The sequence below is a fragment of the Ligilactobacillus acidipiscis DSM 15836 genome (assembly GCF_001435755.1).
GTDB classification, from domain to species: domain Bacteria; phylum Bacillota; class Bacilli; order Lactobacillales; family Lactobacillaceae; genus Ligilactobacillus; species Ligilactobacillus acidipiscis.
The window spans coordinates 1-20,513 of sequence record NZ_AZFI01000008.1; the positions used below are offsets into that span (position 1 = coordinate 1).

19 protein-coding genes are annotated in these 20,513 nt (G+C 39.5%); 14 read left to right on the forward strand and 5 right to left on the reverse strand.

Annotated elements, in window-relative coordinates; genetic code table 11:
- Positions 1-27: 27 nt before the first annotated feature.
- Positions 28-303, reverse strand: coding sequence for a hypothetical protein (locus tag FC65_RS01380; protein WP_010495059.1), 276 nt, complete (start codon positions 301-303; stop codon positions 28-30).
- A 200-nt stretch (positions 304-503) separates the two neighbouring features.
- On the opposite strand from FC65_RS01380, the gene FC65_RS01385 reads away from it, so the two are divergent.
- From FC65_RS01385 to FC65_RS01395, 3 genes are read left to right on the forward strand one after another with little or no spacing between them, the layout of a single operon-like run.
- Entirely contained in the window at positions 504-824 is a 321-nt protein-coding gene (locus FC65_RS01385; RefSeq protein WP_010495057.1) for a hypothetical protein, read from the forward strand.
- A 45-nt stretch (positions 825-869) separates the two neighbouring features.
- A complete protein-coding gene (locus FC65_RS01390; RefSeq protein WP_056971272.1) occupies positions 870-2,579 on the forward strand; it encodes an ABC-ATPase domain-containing protein in 1,710 nt (569 codons plus the stop codon).
- 21 nt (positions 2,580-2,600) lie between these two features.
- Positions 2,601-3,221 (forward strand): DUF3862 domain-containing protein, encoded by a 621-nt coding sequence (locus tag FC65_RS01395; protein WP_056971273.1) that lies wholly within the window; start codon positions 2,601-2,603, stop codon positions 3,219-3,221.
- Positions 3,222-3,478: 257 nt separating this feature from the next.
- Here FC65_RS01395 and FC65_RS01400 read toward each other — a convergent pair whose 3' ends face one another.
- Entirely contained in the window at positions 3,479-3,886 is a 408-nt protein-coding gene (locus tag FC65_RS01400) for an acyl-CoA thioesterase (protein ID WP_079578531.1), read from the reverse strand.
- Between the two features lie 306 nt (positions 3,887-4,192).
- On the opposite strand from FC65_RS01400, the gene FC65_RS01405 reads away from it, so the two are divergent.
- The 9 genes from FC65_RS01405 to FC65_RS01440 all read left to right on the forward strand — a co-directional run bounded on the left by FC65_RS01405 (position 4,193) and on the right by FC65_RS01440 (position 15,129).
- Positions 4,193-5,209 (forward strand): ABC transporter ATP-binding protein, encoded by a 1,017-nt coding sequence (locus FC65_RS01405; protein ID WP_056971275.1) that lies wholly within the window; start codon positions 4,193-4,195, stop codon positions 5,207-5,209.
- A complete protein-coding gene (locus tag FC65_RS01410; protein ID WP_056971276.1) occupies positions 5,206-6,177 on the forward strand; it encodes an ABC transporter ATP-binding protein in 972 nt (323 codons plus the stop codon). The genes FC65_RS01405 and FC65_RS01410 overlap by 4 nt, the downstream gene beginning before the upstream one ends.
- Positions 6,177-7,133 (forward strand): ABC transporter permease, encoded by a 957-nt coding sequence (locus FC65_RS01415; RefSeq protein ID WP_056971277.1) that lies wholly within the window; start codon positions 6,177-6,179, stop codon positions 7,131-7,133. The genes FC65_RS01410 and FC65_RS01415 overlap by 1 nt, the downstream gene beginning before the upstream one ends.
- 15 nt (positions 7,134-7,148) lie before the next feature.
- Entirely contained in the window at positions 7,149-8,090 is a 942-nt protein-coding gene (locus FC65_RS01420) for an ABC transporter permease (protein WP_056971278.1), read from the forward strand.
- Between the two features lie 141 nt (positions 8,091-8,231).
- Positions 8,232-10,043, forward strand: a complete 1,812-nt coding sequence (locus FC65_RS01425; RefSeq protein ID WP_056971279.1) for an oligopeptide ABC transporter substrate-binding protein — start codon at positions 8,232-8,234, stop codon at positions 10,041-10,043.
- Positions 10,044-10,144: 101 nt separating this feature from the next.
- Positions 10,145-10,933 carry an MFS transporter gene (locus tag FC65_RS12280; RefSeq protein ID WP_235803054.1) on the forward strand — a complete coding sequence of 263 codons (789 nt, stop codon included), beginning with the start codon at positions 10,145-10,147 and terminating at the stop codon, positions 10,931-10,933.
- Complete coding sequence (locus tag FC65_RS12285) at positions 10,893-11,447, forward strand: MFS transporter (protein ID WP_235803055.1); 555 nt, start codon at positions 10,893-10,895, stop codon at positions 11,445-11,447. The genes FC65_RS12280 and FC65_RS12285 overlap by 41 nt, the downstream gene beginning before the upstream one ends.
- Positions 11,448-11,590: 143 nt before the next feature.
- Positions 11,591-13,342 carry an ABC transporter ATP-binding protein gene (locus tag FC65_RS01435; RefSeq protein WP_056971280.1) on the forward strand — a complete coding sequence of 584 codons (1,752 nt, stop codon included), beginning with the start codon at positions 11,591-11,593 and terminating at the stop codon, positions 13,340-13,342.
- Complete coding sequence (locus tag FC65_RS01440; RefSeq protein WP_056971281.1) at positions 13,342-15,129, forward strand: ABC transporter ATP-binding protein; 1,788 nt, start codon at positions 13,342-13,344, stop codon at positions 15,127-15,129. Before FC65_RS01435 ends, FC65_RS01440 begins: the two co-directional genes overlap by 1 nt.
- A gap of 160 nt (positions 15,130-15,289) precedes the next feature.
- Here the strand turns inward: FC65_RS01440 and FC65_RS01445 are convergent, their stop codons facing one another.
- From FC65_RS01445 to FC65_RS12730, 3 genes are all read right to left on the reverse strand, one after another.
- Positions 15,290-15,553: a hypothetical protein gene (locus FC65_RS01445; protein ID WP_056971282.1), complete on the reverse strand. Its 264-nt coding sequence runs from the start codon at positions 15,551-15,553 to the stop codon at positions 15,290-15,292.
- 474 nt (positions 15,554-16,027) lie between these two features.
- Positions 16,028-16,408 carry a LysR family transcriptional regulator substrate-binding protein gene (locus FC65_RS12725; RefSeq protein ID WP_056971283.1) on the reverse strand — a complete coding sequence of 127 codons (381 nt, stop codon included), beginning with the start codon at positions 16,406-16,408 and terminating at the stop codon, positions 16,028-16,030.
- The gene (locus FC65_RS12730) at positions 16,405-16,962 is read right to left on the reverse strand and encodes a LysR family transcriptional regulator (RefSeq protein ID WP_056971284.1); all 558 of its coding nucleotides are present in this window, start codon (positions 16,960-16,962) and stop codon (positions 16,405-16,407) included. Before FC65_RS12730 ends, FC65_RS12725 begins: the two co-directional genes overlap by 4 nt.
- 328 nt (positions 16,963-17,290) lie before the next feature.
- Between FC65_RS12730 and FC65_RS01460 the strand changes: the two genes are divergently transcribed.
- Both FC65_RS01460 and FC65_RS01465 read left to right on the forward strand, forming a co-directional pair.
- A complete protein-coding gene (locus tag FC65_RS01460; RefSeq protein ID WP_056971285.1) occupies positions 17,291-19,204 on the forward strand; it encodes a flavocytochrome c in 1,914 nt (637 codons plus the stop codon).
- A 166-nt stretch (positions 19,205-19,370) separates the two neighbouring features.
- A complete protein-coding gene (locus FC65_RS01465) occupies positions 19,371-20,444 on the forward strand; it encodes a dipeptide epimerase (protein ID WP_056971286.1) in 1,074 nt (357 codons plus the stop codon).
- The last annotated feature ends 69 nt before the right edge of the window (positions 20,445-20,513 follow it).

Here is a 20,513-nt window from a genome sequence, read left to right on the forward strand (position 1 = left end):
CGATAGTGTGAACTATCTCCTACCCGATTACTTTTCCATAAATTCATTCATGTCAGCAGCTGGGAGTAAGTGAATACTGTTTTCTGCTTCAGTCCATTTTTGCCATTGTCTTTTGTCAATTACCAAGACCCGTTGATGTAATGTATCATCACTTTCTAACAAATGAAAATAAACTTGTAATTCGTCTGAACCCTCTTCTTGGATAACTGGATAAATGAAGCCGGCACGAAATTGCCAAGAATTTTGTTCAACGGCCTGGATCTCAACATCTTCTTTAGTAAAGACATATTCAATAATTTCCATGTGGCACCTCCTTGAGCTTGAACTAAGACAGGCTTTTTTAATAGCTAGTTATGTCTCTTATTATACAGGATTTGGTGAAAAATACTTAGTCAAACAGTTTTTCAATGATTCAAAAATTGGTTTACTATAAAATTTTGTTATAAAATCTAAGATGAGATGTTTTTTATGATAGAGTGGCGATCTTGAAGGGAGCTGACAAAATGAAAAAATTCGAGCAGGTCACACTTGAATATACAGATAATAACGGCAAAAAAATGAAACGTAGTGCAGATCTGATCAAAGATTTTTCGATCAGTTTGAATACAAAATATTTGGTCAGTTTTGAAACGATCGAAGAGGCAAAAAAATTTGCTGCAGATGTGAAACGCAAACGAATGATGGTGACTAATGAACAAGGAATTACTAAAATATACCGTGTCAAGAATTTCGAAATGAAAGACCCTGCAGGTTTTGCTTCAAAAACTGGTTCGAGTGTTGGTATCATTCAAGGAGAACTTTATTTGAACGTAGTTTTATCGTAATGTGTGAGAAAGTTAGTTAGTTTTAAAGGAGTATTTTTAATTCGTATGGCAAATTTTGAGAAAAAATTGTTAGCCCTTGATGGTAAGGGTTATGGGGGATATAAGTCTTTAGTTGGTGCGTATAGTTTTCCATTATATAAGTTGGTGATCGATCATATTCAGGCAGACCCTTTTGCCCCACCGTCTACGATGCACTTGCTGATCGACAGAAAAAAAGCTGGGATCCCAGCAGAACTGTTGGATTCTAAGAACAAGCAAATCGCTGTTGCAGACTTTTTACAGCGAAATTTCAGCAAGCAAGCGGACAAAAACCGGTTGAACAATAGAGGGACCGGACATAGCGGCGAGTTACGGATCGATAGCTGTGGTCAAGAAATTATTGAAAGAACAGCAATCGTTATTTCTGCGCAACAAATCGAAGTTCGCTTTGAGGTTGGCTTGCCTGCTGCCGGTCGGCGTATCAAGGCGCGTGATGCTAATAAAATTTTTAAAGATCTTTTACCGCGGATCGTACAAAAATCATTATTATACGCTAATATTGACCAACAATTACTTAAGCAGCAAGTTAAATTGTTTAGAGAGCAACAGGAAATCAGGGAGCAAATGAAAAGGCGTCACTTAGTCGCTTTTGTGGCTAATGGTTCACTTTTACCAAGAGCAAGCGGTTCGTCTGATCTGCCCTTGACCACTGGGACGCCTTTTAGAAGTCCGAGTTCCTTGGAAGTCACTTTTGAATTAAAAAACGGTAAAAAGGTCAGCGGAATGGGAATTAGTCAAGGAATAACGCTGATCGTCGGCGGAGGGTATCATGGTAAATCGACCCTGTTGCAAGCCTTAGATTTTGGAGTTTATGACCATATAAAAGGTGATGGGCGCGAGTTTGTTCTGACTGATAGGACTGCAATGAAAGTGCGAGCCGAAGATGGACGCAGTGTTGCAAATGTTAATATTACTCCATTTATCAACCATATACCGGGACGAAGAGATACTTCAACGTTTTCGACTGTTAATGCCAGCGGCAGTACTTCACAGGCTGCTAACGTGATCGAGGCCTTGGAAAGCGGTACAAAAACGCTGCTGATCGATGAAGATACTTCGGCAACAAACTTTATGATCCGTGATGCTCGGATGCAACGCTTGGTAGCTAGTGATAAGGAGCCGATCACACCTTTTGTTGATAAGATCAAGGCTTTATATAATCAATTAGGTATCTCAACGATCTTAGTTACAGGCGGTTCTGGTGATTATTTCGAAATGGCCGATCACGTGATCATGATGAATGAGTACCAGCCAGGGGATGTTACAAAAAGAGCCCATGAGATCGCAGATATGGAAGGATCTGAACGTAGTGCAGCTGATGAACAGAAATTTGGAACGTTGGACGAAAGGATCCCGAAAAAGAGTAATTTCAGGATCATTAGCCGCAAGGACAGGTTTAAAGTTAGAAATAAAAAAGAGATCACCTTCGGTCATAGCAACATAGATCTGAGTGCTTTGGAACAATTGACAGATACCAGTCAAACACGTGGGATCGTGGCATTGATTCAAATTTTAAAGGCTGAATATTTTGATGATCAGACAACGTTTGCGGAAATGACCGAAAAACTGTATGCTGATATTCAACAACAGGGTTTAGACCGTGTTTTATCGTCGAAGCGTCATGCAGGTAATTTAGCTTTACCGCGTCGTCAGGAATTATGCGCAGCTGTCAATAGGTATCGTGGGTTAAGAGTAATAAAAAAAGAAACTCGGTGAGATAAATAATGGGGGATCATTATGAGTGAAAAGGACCATTTGACCCAAAACGAAATTAAGACAACTAATTTTTGGCTGCATTTGATCATTGCGGGGCTTGCTTTACTGGTACTGATCTTGGGCGGCATATTGATCAAGCAGCAGTATGATTCCAAAAATCATTTGACACAGGTAAATTTTAATTCGATCGAGCTGTCTCAGTCTGACGGTGATTCGCTGCAAGACGTGAAAGAACTCTTTAGTGAGGAACCCGCTTCTGTCACTAAGGTCCAAAAGAAGGGGATCGTAACTGAAGTAGCTTTATGGAAGAATGTGGCTGATACAAGTCAAAATTCACAGGTTATTATCTATTTTGATGACGGACATGCAGTTTCCAAAACAATTAAAGGGTTAAAGAGAGATCGAACCACGAAAATTACACGTAAAGACTTTGATTCATTGGCTCCTGGTATGAAGAAAGGTGATGTGGCCCGTAAAATTGGAACTCCAAATGATTATACATTTGACGAGCGCTATTATGGTGTTAGTAATGAACAGTGGACGTATACAGGGCTTGATGCAAATAAAAAGAAGGTAGGGGTTATGACCTTGTCTTTTAAGGACGGCCGGTTAGCTGGTAAGGCTCAAAATAATTTGCAATAAGACAAGGCAAAGCGCAGGGTAGATATTTATACTGAACAGGCTTGATGGGAACTACTAGGCCTAAATTAGGTCAGAATGTTTTCTCTTTTCGTAAAACCTGACAAATAAACTTAAAAAAGCTTTTGCTTCAACGCATATAAGTGTGTGAAGTAAAAGCTTTTTATTATTAATTAAAAAGAGGTCCACCGGAGTTTCTGCATGAAGTTTCTATAAGTGCGCTGAAAAGGCTGCATAAAAGATCTCTTATATAAAGATGATTATTTTTGGTTTAGTTCTTGTAGTGCCGCATAGAATTCAGGCATTTTTGTTTTAAGATCTATAATTTTACCATTTCCATCTAAGAAACAGTGAGAACTTTCAGCTGAACAGACAAGTTCATCAGCAACTTTCATTGTGTAATTGAGAGTTAATTTGACACGGCTAATTTTACTGATAGTAGTTGTAATTTTTATAAGGTCAGGATAACTAGTTGTTTTTTTATACTTACAATTTACATTTACTACAGGAGAAATAACCTCTGCCTCTTCCAATTTATCATAGGGCCAGCCAATTTGTTCAAGGTAGTCTGAACGTGCTTCTTCCATGAAACGGATGTAATTTGTGTGGTTAGTGATCTGCATTTGATCTGTTTCATAATACTGTACTTTGTGAAAATAAGGTTTAATACGACATCGTTCCTTTCTAGTACTCTATTATGCCATTTTACCATTAAAAACAGACTAAGATTTTTTCTCATTCAAATTTAAAGATCGACAAATATATTTTGAACAATATTACTAAAAACATTTAATCTAAATTGTAGTTGAGCTTGTAAATGGTGGAACTCCAATGTGATAGCAAAATCTAAAAATTAAAAATTAATTAGTTTTAGGTGTTGAAAAATACATCATAATTTAATATAATTTTACACAATTATAATAAAACCAGTTAAAAACAATAAATCGACATTATACGACTGTGAGGCGAGTAATTTGGACGAAGAAAATACGTTGCTTGAACTAAATAATGTTTCAACAGCGTTTAAAATTGAGGGACAATATTATAATGCAGTTTCTCATGTTGACCTCAAAGTAAAGAAAGACGAAATTTTAGCTATTGTTGGAGAATCGGGTTGCGGTAAAAGTACTTTAGCGACGACTGTGGTGGGGTTACACGATATGAAGACTACAAAAATTTCCGGCGAGGCGTTTTTTGAAGGACAGGATCTTTTAAAGATGTCCGATTCACAGTTAAATGATGTTCGCGGAGCAAAGATCGGCATGATATTCCAGGATCCATTGTCTGCCTTAAATCCTCTGAAAAAAATCGAAGATCAAATTAGTGAAGTTCTAGACTACCACACTAAAATGTCGACGGAGGAAAAACATAATAGGGCGCTCCAATTATTAGAGCAAGTTGGGATCGATGAACCTAAACGAACTGCTCGGCAGTTTCCTCATGAACTATCCGGGGGGATGCGTCAAAGAGTGATCATTGCCATAGCAATCGCTTGTAAGCCTGATCTGATCATTGCTGACGAACCGACAACTGCTTTAGATGTGACGATTCAAGCGCAGATATTAGATGTTTTACGAGATATTCAAAAAGAAAATCATGCTGGGATTATTTTGATCACTCATGATTTGGGGGTAGTGGCAGAAACGGCCGATGAAGTTGCGGTCATGTATGCTGGAGAAGTTGTTGAATGTGGTACAACTGAACAAGTTTTTGGTGACCCGCGTCATCCTTATACTAGATCTTTATTAAGGTCAATGCCACAAGGGGATATGGATGTTTTAAATGATGATCTTTATGTGATCCAAGGCAGTGTACCTTCGATCGAAAAGATGCCGCAAGCAGGCGATAAGTTTGCGCCACGGATCCCATGGATCCCCGCAAGCGCTCATGAGAAAGAACCGACCATGCATGAAATTTCTGCTGGACACGAGGTGCGGTGTACATGCTATAAGGATTTTTATTTTAAAAGTTTGGAGGTCAAAGATGTATGAGCTTAATTGAAATTAGAGATTTAACAGTTCATTATCCTATCCGTTCAGGCTTTTGGAATCGCGTGACAGATGTTGTCAGGGCGGTCGATGGTATCAGCTTTGATATTGAAGCTGGTGAGACTTACGGATTAGTTGGTGAATCAGGTTCGGGTAAATCGACCACTGGTAAATCAGTTGTTGGATTAGAACAGATCACTTCCGGGTTGATCAAATATAACGGAGTGGATATTACCAAAAAAAGTACCCGAAAAAAACACAATTATAACCAAAATGTCCAAATGATTTTTCAGGATTCTCTTTCTAGCTTGAATCCGCGGAAAAGAGTATTGGATATTATCGCAGAACCGTTACGGAATTTTCAAAAATTATCTGCCGAAGATGAAAAGATCCGTGTATTGCAATTACTGGAAACAGTTGGACTAAGTCCTGATTCACTTTATAAATACCCGCATCAATTTTCTGGTGGACAAAGGCAACGGATCGGGATCGCTCGTGCCGTTGCGACTAACCCGCAATTGATCGTAGCTGATGAACCGGTTTCGGCGCTGGATCTGTCAGTTCAAGCACAGGTTTTAAACTTTATGAAGAAAATTCAACGTGAATTTGGGATCTCTTATTTATTTATTTCCCATGATCTTGGTGTTGTGCGTCACATGTGTCAAAATATTGCGATCATGAACAAGGGACGTTTGGTAGAAGTTGGTACTCGTGAAGACATTTATGATGATCCATTACATATCTATACCAAGCGTTTGCTGGCAGCCATCCCTGAAGTCGATGTTTCTAAAAGGGATGAACGCATGGAAAATCGTTTGAAAATTGAGAAGGTTTATCAAGAAAAAGCTAAGCAATACTACGATGAAGATGGTTTGGCCTACCCTCTTGTCCAAGTTTCACCGACTCATTTTGCAGCTTTACCGCAGGATAAGTTAGCCGAATTGACAGGGCAAAAAAGGAGGGATACCTAATGTGGAAAACAATTTTGCGGCGGATCTTGATTATGATCCCCGAGATCATTTTACTAAGTATTTTAGTTTTTCTGTTAGCTAAAGCAATGCCAGGTGATCCTTTTACAGGGTCTATCAATCCCCGGTCTAGTGCCGCACAGATCCAGCATTTAAAGGAGCTTAACGGTCTGTACGACCCGTGGTATCAGCAATACTGGAACTGGATAGTCCATCTTTTCCATGGTGATTTAGGGCAAAGCTATCAGTACCATGAAGCTGTCTCTAATCTGATCGGTGAACGTGCGATCAATACCTTATGGTTATCCGCTTTTACTATGGTCCTGACTTACTTGATCGCTTTGCCGTTAGGACTTTATGCCGGCAAGCATGAAGGCAAACTGCCTGATACTGTGATCCGTGTATATACATACGTCACGTATTGTATTCCTTTTTTTGTTATTTTAGTTATCGGTTTGTGGATCTTCGGCTATGTTTTAAATTGGTTTCCAACTACAGGTTCGGTGGCGCCGACCGCTAAAGGACTTGGAATGTTGAGCTCGCGTTTCTTCCACATCCTATTGCCAGGACTGTTAGGTGCTTTATTTGGCACCGTTAATATTGTGCAGTATATGCGCTCTGAAGTGATCGATGCTAAACGTTCAGATTATGTGCGAACAGCACGTTCCAAGGGTGTTCCAGAAAAAGACATTTATCGGCACCATATTTTCCGTAATTCTTTATTGCCGATCGCGGCTTTTGGAGGGTACTCGATCACAGGCTTGCTGAATGGATCAATCTTTACTGAAACGATCTTCTCTTATCCCGGCATGGGTATGTTGTTTATTGATTCGATCAATTACCGAGATTACACGGTCATCACCGCACTTGTCCTTTTATTTGGGGTTATGAACTTGTTGGGAACACTTTTGTCAGACATTATCTTGGGGATAGTAGACCCACGGATCAGGATCGAATAAGAAAGGAGGAATAACATGGCAACAAACACTAAAACAGCAGACATTTCAGCAGAAGAATTAGCAAGGCTGACTGCTGAAGCTAAGAAAGAAGCTGCGCCGTCGTCGACTAAGATCTTATGGAACGAATTCAAAGCTGACCGACCAGCCTTGATTGCTTTGATCATTGTAGTAGGTTTCATTTTGTTTGTAATGATCGCGCCGCTATTCATTAATAGCGAAAAGATGATGACAACGGACATCATGGCGTATTTGACTCCTCCTTTGCAAGACAACTTTTTGTTAGGTGCTGATGCTAACGGGCGCTCGATTGGTTTACAGCTGATCGTTGGTTCCAGAAATTCGATCGGGATCGCAATTGGTTTGACTCTGATCTCTTCGACTTTTGGGATCGCATGGGGGCTGATTTCTGGGTATTTCGGCGGCTACATCGATTGGGGGATGCAACGTGTTTATGATTTTATGATGATGTTGCCAATGACCATGATGATCATTGTTTTAGTAACGATCATCGACAACTATAATTCGATTTCACTGACTTTTATCTTTTCAATATTTTACTGGATGGGGACTTCGAGACTGATTCGATCGCGGACTTTGGCGGAAACAAAGAAGGATTATGTTGCGGCCTCGATCACATCGGGGACTAGTTCACTAAAAATTATTTTTAAAGAGATCATGCCCAATATTTCTTCGTTGATCATTGTTGATACGACTTTATCTTTTGCGGAGAATATCGGGGTAGAAACGGGATTGTCATACTTAGGCTTTGGACTACCGCCTAAAACACCATCGCTGGGGACGCTGATAGCAAATGCCAACGATCCAAATAACATTACGCAGTATTGGTGGACATGGTTACCAGCAGCTGTCGAGATAATTATTTTATGTTTATCCATCAGTTATATAGGACAAGTGGTAAGCAGAGCAGCAAATTCTTCGCAAAGAAGAGCAGAGTGAGTTAAATAGGGTGTTTAGAAGAAAATTATTACCGACTTTATTTAAGGAGGTGGTGCATCTCATTGACAAGATCAAAATTTTATAGTTTGTGGTTGGATGTAGTTGGCGGATCTTTAAGAAAATATGAAGTGGGGGAAGTATATGAATAAGACGAAAAAGAAATGGGCCGTTTCGTCAGCAGCGATCGTGATCGCTTTGAGTTTGGCTGCCTGTGGCGGAGGTAATAAAAAATCAGCCTCATCAAATGATAGCGGCAAGGCAAAACTTTCGGCGGTTTATAAAAATCCAGATAAGGCAAACAAAAGTGCCAATGAAAAAAGCACTTTGAAAGTTGCAGAACCGAATGATTCGCCTTTTAAGGGAGTTTCAGAACCAACTTTGGCCGACAATCAAGAAGACTCAAACGTTTTTGAGCCAGGTGGCAGTGGCACTTTATTTAAAACAGACGATAATTATAAGATCGTTGATGGCGGTTTAGCTGATCAAAAACTAGACCGTAAGAAGAATACCGTAACCATTACGATCAGGAAAAATGCTAAGTGGTCTGATGGACAACCAGTCGTAGCACGTGATGTTGAGTATCCTTATGAAATTATTGGCGGACCTAAATCTACTTCTTCTCAGTATTCTTCTGATTTTGAACGGATCAAAGGGATGGCGGACTTCCATAAAGGTAAAGCGGATACCATTTCAGGCTTTACATATCCTGATGGCGAGGACGGTAAGAAAGTAGTTATTCAATATAATTCACTTTCGCCAAGTATGAAATTTTCTGGTAATTCGTTTGTTTGGTCAACAGCAGCTCCTTACCATTATTATAAGGGCATTCCGATCGACAAATTAGCTGCATCAGATCAAGTTCGTAAAAAGCCAATTTTTGTAGGTCCATATAAGTTAGACAAATTGGTTGATGGGGAATCAACTTCATGGTCTCCTAATAAATATTATTGGGGTAAAGCGCCTAAAATCAAGCACGTTACGATCAACGTGGTTTCCTCTAATAGTATCGATAAGGCTATTCAAACAAAGAAATATGACTTTACTACACCAGCTGGTGTTATGCGTGGGCAAAGCTACAAGAATTTGAAAAAGTTGAAAAACTATCAGATGGTTGGCTTGCCGGCTTTAAGTTACAATTACTTTGGCTTTAACGTTGGGGAATATGATACCGAGCTGCAAAAGAACGTAATGGATAAGAATTCCAAGATGGCTAATAAGAGTTTGCGTCAGGCAATGATGTATGCGATCGATGAAGATGCTATTAATAAGAAATTTGGTAATGGTATCAAATGGCGGGCTAAGACTTTGATCCCACCAGTATTTGATAAATATGCTGATACTTCCGCTAAAGGCTTCCCATATGATCGGAAAAAAGCTAATAAGTTGTTAGATGATGCTGGTTATAAGAAAAAAGGCAAATGGCGGACACAGCCAAACGGCAAACCGCTTGTGATCCATTTTGGCGCTATGCAAGGCAGCGCTACAAGCCACGCAACATATGAGGATTACTTGCAACGGTGGCATAAAGTTGGTTTGAACGTTAAGATGGCTGGCGGTAAAGAAATGGAAATGAATAGTTTCTACGATACTATTCAAAAGCCTAAGCAAAACAAGGTCGATATTTATTCCGCTGCTTGGAGTACTTCTTCTGAGCCAACACCGACACAGTTATATGGTGAAGATGCGCCATTTAACATGGGGCACTTTGTCAGCAAGAAAAATACTCAGTTAATGAATGATATGAACAGTGAAAAGGCTTGGAACGATTCTTACCGTAAAGATAAGTTTAAAGAATGGCAAGAATATATGAATGATCAAGCTGCCTACGTTGCTTCAGATAATAGTTATCAATGGGGACCAGTCAACAAGAGAGTTAAAGGTTATGACGTGAGTCCATCCCATACAATTGATTTCTGGAAAGATTTATCATTAACTTCTGCAAAACTTAAATAATATTAGCTAATTTTAGTAACAACCAAAGACAAATACCGCAAAGAAAGGCTCTGGTCAAAAAAAGATCGGAGCTTTTTTCATACATACTAAGGAGTGGTTTTTTGGATGAAGAGGGGATCAGAGCTGTCCAGATCACAGATAAAGAATCAAATTGGCAAATTGCAAAAGACATTTCCAGCAGTTTTATTGGCACGCTGAGCGGAGATATGTTTGCTTTTGGTATGGGTTTGATGTTACTGGACGAGACCCATCTAGCCTTGAGTTTTGGGATCGATATGATGATCACTCCAATTGTGGGAATTTTTTGCTTGATCCCAGTCGGGAATATTGTTGACCGTTACCGGCATAAAACTATTTTGAACTGGAGCATTAGTATCCGCTTAGTTACTTTGGTGATTTTTGCTGCCACGAGCAGTTTTTTTAACGGTAGAGGTAAATTGTTTCCTGTTATTTTGTATTTGATAATAAATGCGATCTCAGTAAATTTTAACAATGCTGCCTATACAGCTTCTGTCCATGAACTGGTCAATAATGGTAAAATTTCTCGCTTGAGTTCATTAGTGCAGGGTGCCTCTTCGTTAGCTTTGATCTTATCTCCTGCGCTTGGAGTAGCTTTGTATTCGGCTACCAATTTCACTATTTTCATTTATGTTGAGATAACTGCAACTGGTTTAAGTTTTTTAATTTTGCAGACGATGCACTTCCACTATAAAACGTTAGATAAACAAACTTATACCTCAAGCCAATCTTTCAAATCTCAGATGGCAGGCTTTAAACAGGGTTTAGCTTATGTGCAAGGCCGGCTTTTGCTAGTTGGGATTCATTTTAGTAGCGGTGGTCGTCAATTTTTTGTTTACAGCTTTAAGTATTGGCTTGCCCTTTATCCTTAAAAATCAACTGGATTTGGGCAATACAATAGTTGGTTATCTCAATAGTGCTTTTTCTTTTGGAATGTTGGCGGCCAGTTTATTGATGGGCTTTTTTTCGAAAAATAATAATTTGAAGACAAAACTTTTAGTACCGCTGCTTTTATTGGGATTTGAGTTTGGTATATTAGGCTTAGGTTTGCTGGCACCGTTTACTGTTAAAGGCGTGGGTGTCATAGGGAGCTTGGTCATGTTTTGTATTGGGGTTACGATCACAATACTCAATATCACATGTAATGTTCGATTACAAACAACAGTTCCTACGAAGCTGCTCGGACGAGCTTCCAGTCTTTTGATGGTCGCTAATACAGCGGTAAATCCGCTAGGAGTCTTATTTTTTACATTTATTTTTCAAAATTCTGGCAACGGAGGTTTCGTCTTTATTATCAATGGTACAGTGATGCTGTTTTATACAATGATCATGACACCTCTAGTCATGAGAGGGATCAAGAACGAAGAAAAGTATGCAGAAAAATGATCAAGCCTCGGCTATAAGGTATTACTTGAAGCAGTCCTTAAAAGGTTTAAGCGCTTGGTTAGTGTTTTGGTATGCGTTGTGTTATAAAAGATAATATGGTTACGTTTTAGCGGTAAAATAAATAGAGTGGGAGGCGATAAACTTTGGGAATTTTTCTTAAGCTAGGCTGGTATTTTAAACGTGAGTGGAAAACATATTCAACAGGTATTGTGGGCTTATTGTTTACGGCCTTGCTTGGCATAGTGCCTCCGTGGATCATCGGTCGTTTGGTGGACCTGATCCATCGTGGAAAGTTGACGGTCAATACATTGGTTTTTTTGCTGGTGACATTAGCAGTCGTTTCGGTAGCCCAATATTTTGCACGTTATATTTGGCGAAATGCAATTTGGGGTGAGTCTGCTAAACTTGAAGCTGTCTTGCGTGAACGACTTTTTTGGCACTATATGCAAATGGATACAGAGTTTTTTCAGCACTATCGAACAGGTGACTTAATGGCCCATGCCACAAATGATCTTTCTGCGATCCAGCGTGTGGCTGGGGGAGGGATCTTGCAGTTTGCAGATTCGATCATCACTGGTGGTACGACTTTGATCGCCATGATGACCGTTGTTAACTGGCGTTTGACTTTGATCGCTATTTTGCCTTTTCCGTTTTTAGCTGTAATGGCGCGTGTATTAGGTAAGAAAATGCATAATGCTTTTAAAAAATCTCAGGCAGCATTTTCTCGACTTAATAATAAGGCACAAGAGAGTATCAGCGGCGTTAAAGTTATTAAAAGTTTTGGTCAGGAGCAAGACGATATTGATGAGTTTAATGGCCAAGTTGATGATACGATCAAGATCAATCGTCGTGTTAACAAGCTAGATGCATTGTTTGATCCAATCACTACAATGATCATGGCAGTTTCATATGTCTTAACGATCGTTTATGGTGGTCATTTGGTGATCTCTAATACGATCACACTAGGTTCTTTAGTCTCATTTGTTTCTTACCTTTCCATGCTGGTCTGGCCAATGTTTGCTATCGGGATGCTGTTCAATACCTTGGAACGCGGAAATGCTAGTTATGATCGGATCGATAACATTTTGAATAAAAAAAGCGGGATCTTAGATAAACAAGATGGAGTCGGACAGGAACCGCATGGAGATTTAGAATATGCAATAGACTCTTTTAAGTTTCCTGATGAACAACAAGAAAACTTGCATAATATACACTTTACGATCAAAAAAGGCGGTACTTTAGGGCTGGTTGGTCCAGTCGGTTCAGGTAAGAGTTCTGTTATTCGGCTATTATTGCGGCAATTTGATGATTACCAGGGCACGATTTATTTTGACGGTATAGATATTCGAGATTATCAATTAGATGCTTTGATCCCTTCGATAGGCTATGTACCACAAGAAACATATTTGTTTTCCAATACGGTCAGGGAAAATATCCGTTTTGCCCGCCCAGAAGCTTCACAAAAAGAAGTCGAAAAAGCAGCAGTTAAAAGCGATTTAGCGGATCAAATATCAACCTTTCCTAAGGGTTATGATACCCAAGTCGGCGAAGAAGGGATCTCTCTTTCTGGCGGACAAAGACAAAGGATCGCGATCGCTCGTGCTTTACTGATCGATCCCGAACTGTTGATCTTGGATGACGCATTGTCAGCTGTAGATGCTGAAACTGAAACGGAGATCTTACAGACTTTACGTAGGGAGCGGGAAGATAAGACGACGATCATCGCTTCACACCGATTAAGTTCAGTGATGAATGCAGATGAGATTTTAGTGATGGATGATGGTCAGATCATTGAAAGAGGCACGCATGCTGAATTGATGCAGCAAAATGGCTGGTATGCCGAGACATTCCGTTTGCAAGCTCTAGAAACTGAAGAAAAGGGAGGTGCCATTTAATGGATAATGAACAGCATGAATCAGTGTGGGCGCACAGTATTCCATGGAAAGAGCAGTTAACGATCATCAAACGACTGTTCCGCTTTGCTAAGCCTTTTAAATGGTACTTCTACTTTTCTATTATTTTTGCGGCATTTGTTAGTGTGATCAATATTTTGCTGCCAAAAATTATTCAGCGTTTTATGGATAAATATTTTGCATTTGGGAAAGCAAGTGAGTCGATCATTTGGCTTTTTGCCGGTTTATATTTCTTTGGCATGGTTTTTAAGGCCTTGACACAGTTTGGACAGACATACTTGTATAGTATGGGTGCCGAATATATGCTAGAGGATACACGGAAGATTTTGTTTAAAAAATTGCACACTTTAGGGATGCGCTATTTTGATCAAGTGTCCAGCGGCTCGATCTTGTCTCGCTTGACTAATGACACAATGGCTTTCCAAAATTTTTGGCAGCTATTTAGCAGTCTGATCGTCGCGGTTTTTGCGATGGTCTCGGCTTTTATTGCAATGTTTACTACTGATAGGACGATTGCTTTATGGCTTTTGGTTTTCATGCCTTTTTTGGCTGTCACTATTTGGTATTACCAAAAGTATAGTTCTCGAGTTTACCGTCAAATGCGGGAAAAATTAAGTATTCTAAATAATAAGTTGGCTGAATCGATCACAGGTGTGACAGTTATTCAGGATTTTAGGCAGGAACGTCGGGTTAACCGGGAATTTGAAGATGTTAACAGTCAATATTATCAAACACGTAAAGCAATGATCCGCGTCAATTCCTTATTGCTCAGCCCGATAGTTAACCTGTTTTATTCACTTGGAACAGCCGTGATCTTAGGGATTTTTGGTGTTCGTGGGTTACATGCATATGTGGCCGCTGGTGTTGTGTATGCTTTTGTTACTTATTTGGAAAACTTCTATAATCCCTTGTCAGAAGTAATGGAATTTTTCAGTGATTTTCAGGATGGGATCGTTGCTGGTTCCCGTGTTTTGCGGATCATGGACGATGAGACTTTAGCACCATCACAAAATGAAGGTGCTTCAGCAACTCTCCAGTTTGGAAAAATTGAATTTCGCCATGTGACTTTTTCCTATGATGGCAAACATACTATCTTAAAAGATGTTTCATTTATTGCTCATCCTGGTGAAACGATCGCGTTGGTCGGACAAACGGGCAGTGGTAAAACTTCTATTATCAATGTGTTAATGAGATTTTACGAATTTGGCACGGGGGAGATCTTGATCGATGATCGCGATATCCGCGATTATCCCTTAGAAGAATTGCGAGCTAAGATCGGCCTGGTCTTGCAAGAACCGTATATGTTTTACGGAACGGTCAAGTCTAATATTAGAATGTTCAATGAACAGATCACAGATGAGCAGGTCAAAAAAGCCGCGAAGTTTGTTAATGCCGATCAGTTTATTTTGAATCTGCCTGGTAAGTATGATGCAAAAGTCATTGAGCGTGGTGCTAGTTATTCTACGGGACAAAAACAGTTGATCGCCTTCGCCAGAACAGTTGCAACTGACCCAAAAATTTTGATTTTAGACGAAGCAACTTCTAATATTGATACCGAGACAGAAAAGATGATTCAAGAAGGATTAGATAAGATCCAGCAAGGGCGGACAACGATCGCCATTGCTCACAGACTATCTACGATTCAAAATGCTGATCAGATCTTGGTATTGAGTCAGGGTCGCATAGTAGAACGTGGTACAAATGATGAGCTGTTGAAAAGTCGCGGCATGTATTATGATATGATCAAGAAACAAAACGCGGCTCATTAAATAAATAGATTTAAAAAGGCAAACTAAGAGGAAGGTCCGCTTAGCTTGTCTTTTGTTTAGGATAAAGTTAAAGCAGTGAAAAAAGCCACAGCTTGACCTAAACAAGCTCTGGCTAGTTAAAATATTCAACTGAAACTAAGTGATCGAAACCGGGCTTTATCTAGTTCTTTAGAAAACGGTGTTCGATCTCATTTTTTATAATTTTAGCTTGGAAATGGTCACTGGACTTATGACGAGCTACCAAGTTCTCTAATTGCTTGACCTGTAATTGGTCTAGAGAAAATGAACGATCTGTCAGACCAGAATTCACAAAGTGTTCCATGCTGAATCTTTGCTCGATCACATTGTTTGATGAAAGGTAGAGACAATAGTCAGCGAAGTCATCTAGTAACCTCGGCGGTACGTCTTCTTTTTTTTCATCCATTAAACTCTCTCCTTATAGCCGTTTGATCTGCGGCAAAAACATAAACGACAAAAATTATATTTGTTTTGCTAGGAAGCAAATATTGTTATTCATGGTCAACTAAAAGAAAAGTTAATTATGAATAGTAAGTCAAATAGTGACTAATTACAAGAATAATACATTGTAACTGTTTCGTAAAGGGGTGAAATATAAGAAAAACTGTAGCTGAATGTTAGAAATACATTGAGTTTATTAAATGAAGATACATGGCAATTCGACTATCGTTTTGTCGACACCTATATCGCAGCGCTATGGGACCGATCTTCGCTCCTTTATAAGGAAGATATTGCAAATTAAAGTATAAGTATTTTTATTATCAAGATGGCAAGCTGCCGTTTTTTTGTCGTTATTCAGTTAAAATGAGAACATGAGCGGTTTTTTTATTTGTATTATCGACTGCGACAAATATATTCGGACATTTTTATTTCCAACGATTTACTTTTCGATCTGCTGCGTTCGTTGACTGATGGTGGCAAAAGTATCGACAAAAGTTTGCTCAATTTGTGACAGTTCTTTTTGGACAGGATAGGCAATAAAGTATCTTAATGTCAGATCTGCTTCTTCTAATGGATAAAGGTTGTATTTGCCATTTGTTAAATGAGAAACAACGCTTTGCGGAATGATCGTGGTCCCTAAACCCACAGCAGCCATACCCGCGATAAGTTCAATATTTTGACTCTCTAATCTAATATCTGGTTTGACCTTATTTTTTTGCAACAAGCCATCTACTTGATGACGGATAGCTGAGCCCGTTTTGCTCAAAACTAATGGTTCGGTCAAGAGCTCAGGCAAAGAAAGCGAACGCGGATCGATCAATTTAAAACGTTCATCATAGAATAGCTACTCGGGATCAAGACAAAGTACTGCTCATGTCCCGTTGTGATCGTTTTAAGATTGGGGGAAACTGTTTCTGGACTTTGTCCCACGTAAAAGTCGATCTCGCCATTTTGAACTTTCTTTTCGCTGATCGAAGGAAGGCCTTCGTCCAAAGTGAGTGTGACATTAGGATGGTCCTGCATAAAATTGGGTACGAATAATGGTAGGATAAATGAGCCCATTGACGGTAAAACACCGACTTTGATAGTGACTTCATTATTATTATTGTATTGAGTTAGTTTTTGGTGAAAATCAACTTTTTCTTGGTTGATTTTTTCCAAATATTGATAATATAATTTGCCCGCTTCGGTCAACTGCAAGTGTGCACTGTGACGGTTGATAAGTTCAACATTAAGCTCCCTTTCTTTTCTTTTTACTAATTGGGTGAGATAGGGTTGGGAGATATATAGTTGCTGAGCAGCTTTTGTGAAGTTGCCGTACCTGAGTAACATGTCTAGATATTGCAGTATTAAAGCAGGATCTTTAGCAGGCATAATGAGCACTCCTTTGTAATAACATTTTTGTTATAATTCAATAGTAAAATAAACACTTCACAAATACAACCCTGTTAGTTAAACTAAAGTTGTACTGTTAGGTAGCTGATTTAAGTTTTATGTAAATCTTTATTTAACAACATAGATAACGCTAACATTTTTAAATCGTGTTAGAGGAAGATGGGTTTTGTTTTCTTTTTAGACGAATATCTGACAAAAAATAAGAAATAATTCACATTAATTTCGGCTTAAAACGAGCAATCAATGTCAAGTTTGTCGGATATTAGAAAAAAGCAGGTTTTGAATAATAAGAAATGGGGTAGATCAGATGAAGGATCATGTGGACAAGGTCAATTTTAAACCAGGAACATATTCAGTAACTGCAGCAGGTCATAATGGCCAGGTCCCAATGAAAGTTACTTTCTCAGAAAACAGGATCGAGAATATCGATATTGATACAAGAGGAGAAACCGCAGGGATCGCTGATACAGTCTGGCAACGAATGCCAGAACAGATTATTTCTGGACAGACACTCAATGTTGACGCAGTGTCCGGAGCTTCAGATACAAGTCGCGGTGTTTTGAATGGAGTTGCAGATGCGGTTTCACTGGCAGGCGCTGATCCGAATGTTTTGAAGAAACGCCCCAAACCTGATAAAGGTGAGATCAAAGGGACTGTCGAATATAGCACTGATGTTGTTATCATTGGCGGTGGCGGAACTGGTTTAAGTGCCGCAGCAACTTCAGTTCAAGCTGGTAAAAAGACGATCTTAGTGGAAAAATTTCCAGCTGTTGGTGGAAATACGATTCGGACAGGCGGTCCGATGAATGCCGCTGACCCTGAATGGCAGAATACTTTCGATGCATTGCCAGGTGAAGCTGCAACGCTGAAGAACTTAATGGAAACACCAGATGAAAAGATTGACCCCGAGTATTTGGATGATTTTCATGAACTTCAAGTTCAATTAAAAGAATACTTGGATAGCGGCGAACATTTCTTATTTGATTCCAAGTTACTGCACGAAATTCAAACATATCTTGGCGGTAAGCGGACTGATTTGAATGGTGCTGAGATCCATGGTGATTACACCTTAGTTAAAACTTTGGTCGATAATGCCTTGAAGTCTGTTAGCTGGCTTCAAAGTATCGGTGTTCGTTTTGACCCTAATGAAGTTACTATGCCTGTTGGGGCTAAATGGCGTCGGGGACATAAACCTTTGGAGAATCAAGGCTTTGAATATATTTCAAATCTACAAAGATATGTTAAAGAACAAGGCGGTCAGATAATTACCGACACACGGGTGAAAAAATTACTGAAAGAAAATAATCAGATAGTTGGTTTAGAAGCAACCAACGCTGATGGACAACAAGTGATCGTGCATGCCAATGCTGTGATCTTGGCCTCAGGTGGTTTTGCTGCCAATACTAAGATGGTGCAAAAGTATAACACTTATTGGACTAAAGTTGATGACGACATTGCGACGTCAAATTCTCCAGCTATCACAGGTGATGGTATTAAACTGGGGACGGATGTTGGTGCTGATTTAGTTGGCATGGGATTTTCACAAATGATGCCTGTGTCGGATCCAGTAACTGGTGAACTATTTAGCGGCTTACAAGTTCCGCCAGCAAATTTTGTGATGGTCAACAATAAGGGTGATCGTTTTGTTGATGAGTATGAAAGTCGCGATGTTTTATCGCAGGCTGCAATCGATAACGGCAGCTTATTTTACTTGATTGCTGATGAAAATATCAAGGGTACCGCGTATAATACCAGTCAAGAAAAAATCAACGAACAAGTTGAGGCTGGTACATTATTCAAAGATGATACTTTAGAAGGTTTAGCTAAGCAGATCAAAATTGACCCAACAGAATTAGTTACTACGATCACGAAGTATAATTCATATGTTGATGCTGGTCATGATCCGGAGTTTGGTAAGGATGTCTTTGATTTGAAAGTTGAAAAAGCACCTTTCTATGCTACACCGCGAAAGCCAGCTTTGCACCATACAATGGGCGGCTTAAAAATAGATTCATCTGCTCATGTTTTGGATACAAGTGGGCAACCGATCTCTGGACTATATGCAGCTGGAGAAGTTGCTGGTGGTCTTCACGCTGGTAACCGTTTAGGCGGTAATTCGTTAGCAGATATTTTTACTTTTGGTCGGATAGCTGCTCAAACAGCCGCAAAAGAGCATCAAGAAAATATCACTGACGCTACGACCTCACCAAGTCAAGTTTGATATTAAAGTAATTAGTTTATCACAGGCAGCCTGAATGTATTTTTTATTATTTAGGCTGTTTTTGTGTGGTTTTTTTATGATCCTCTCAGGTCTTTTTAAGTATTGTATGCGCGATGCAAGGGGTATAATGAATATTAAAATAATTCATACAGGAGGCTGTCTAACATTGAAATTAACGATTTCTGAGATTTCCAGTGAAGCAACACATATACCTTTAAAGCATCCATTTGTGACGGCTAAGCACACAGTTAATGATATTGCGGCGATCGGCGTAACGATTCGCTTGAGTAACGGGCTAGAAGGACACGGAGCTGCTACTGCTAATGAGGTTGTAACAGGTGATACTTTAGAGTCTGCACTGATCGTGATCAATGATGTGCTGAAGCCGCAACTATTGAATCAGGATTTTACAGCTTGGGAAGCACTATTGGCAAAACTACATGGTACGATCAAAAATAATGGTCCAGCTAAGGCAGCCTACGAGATCGCTTTGTATGATTTAAGGGCACAACTTTTCAAAGTGCCACTTTATCAGTATTTAGGCGGGGATGACGATCAAATTGCAACAGACTTTACGATTGGGATCGGTGAACCAGAAGCGATGGTTAAAGAAGCCGTTGAAAAAGAAAAAGCGGGCTTTAAGGCACTTAAAATCAAAGTTGGTGGAACTAATATCGTTCAAGAAACCGAGCGGATCCAGCAAATAGCTAAGGCTACTAAAAAGACGACACGGTTGCGGATCGATGCTAATCAAGCCTGGAACGCTAAGAGGAGTTTAGCATTGATAGGTCAGTTGAATAATTTGGCTGACCGAATAGATTTTATTGAGCAACCGGTTGATGCGCATGACATCGAAGGACTCAAACGTGTTACCGATAATTCTCCATTACCGATCATGGCTGACGAAAGTGTTTTTTCACCAAAGGATGCCTTAAACCTATTGCAACAGCACGCTTGTGACTATATTAATATTAAATTGATGAAAACTGGTGGGCTTTCTCAGGCAGAGGAGATCAACCATTTATGCGAACTCTATGGAGTTAATTGCATAATCGGCTGCATGATCGAGTCTGTCAGCGGGATCGCCGCCGCTGCTAGTTTTGCCGCTGCTCATCGAAACGTCAAATTTGCCGATTTGGATTCTGTTTTTATGGCGGATATGTCCGCTGCTGTACAACCATATTCTTTGATAAGAGATACTTTTATTTTGAAAAACCATCCGGGCTTGGGCTTTGTTTAAAGCATGATAACTTCGAAATTAACAATTGATATACTATAAACAAAAAACTACGTTAACAAAAATCGTTAA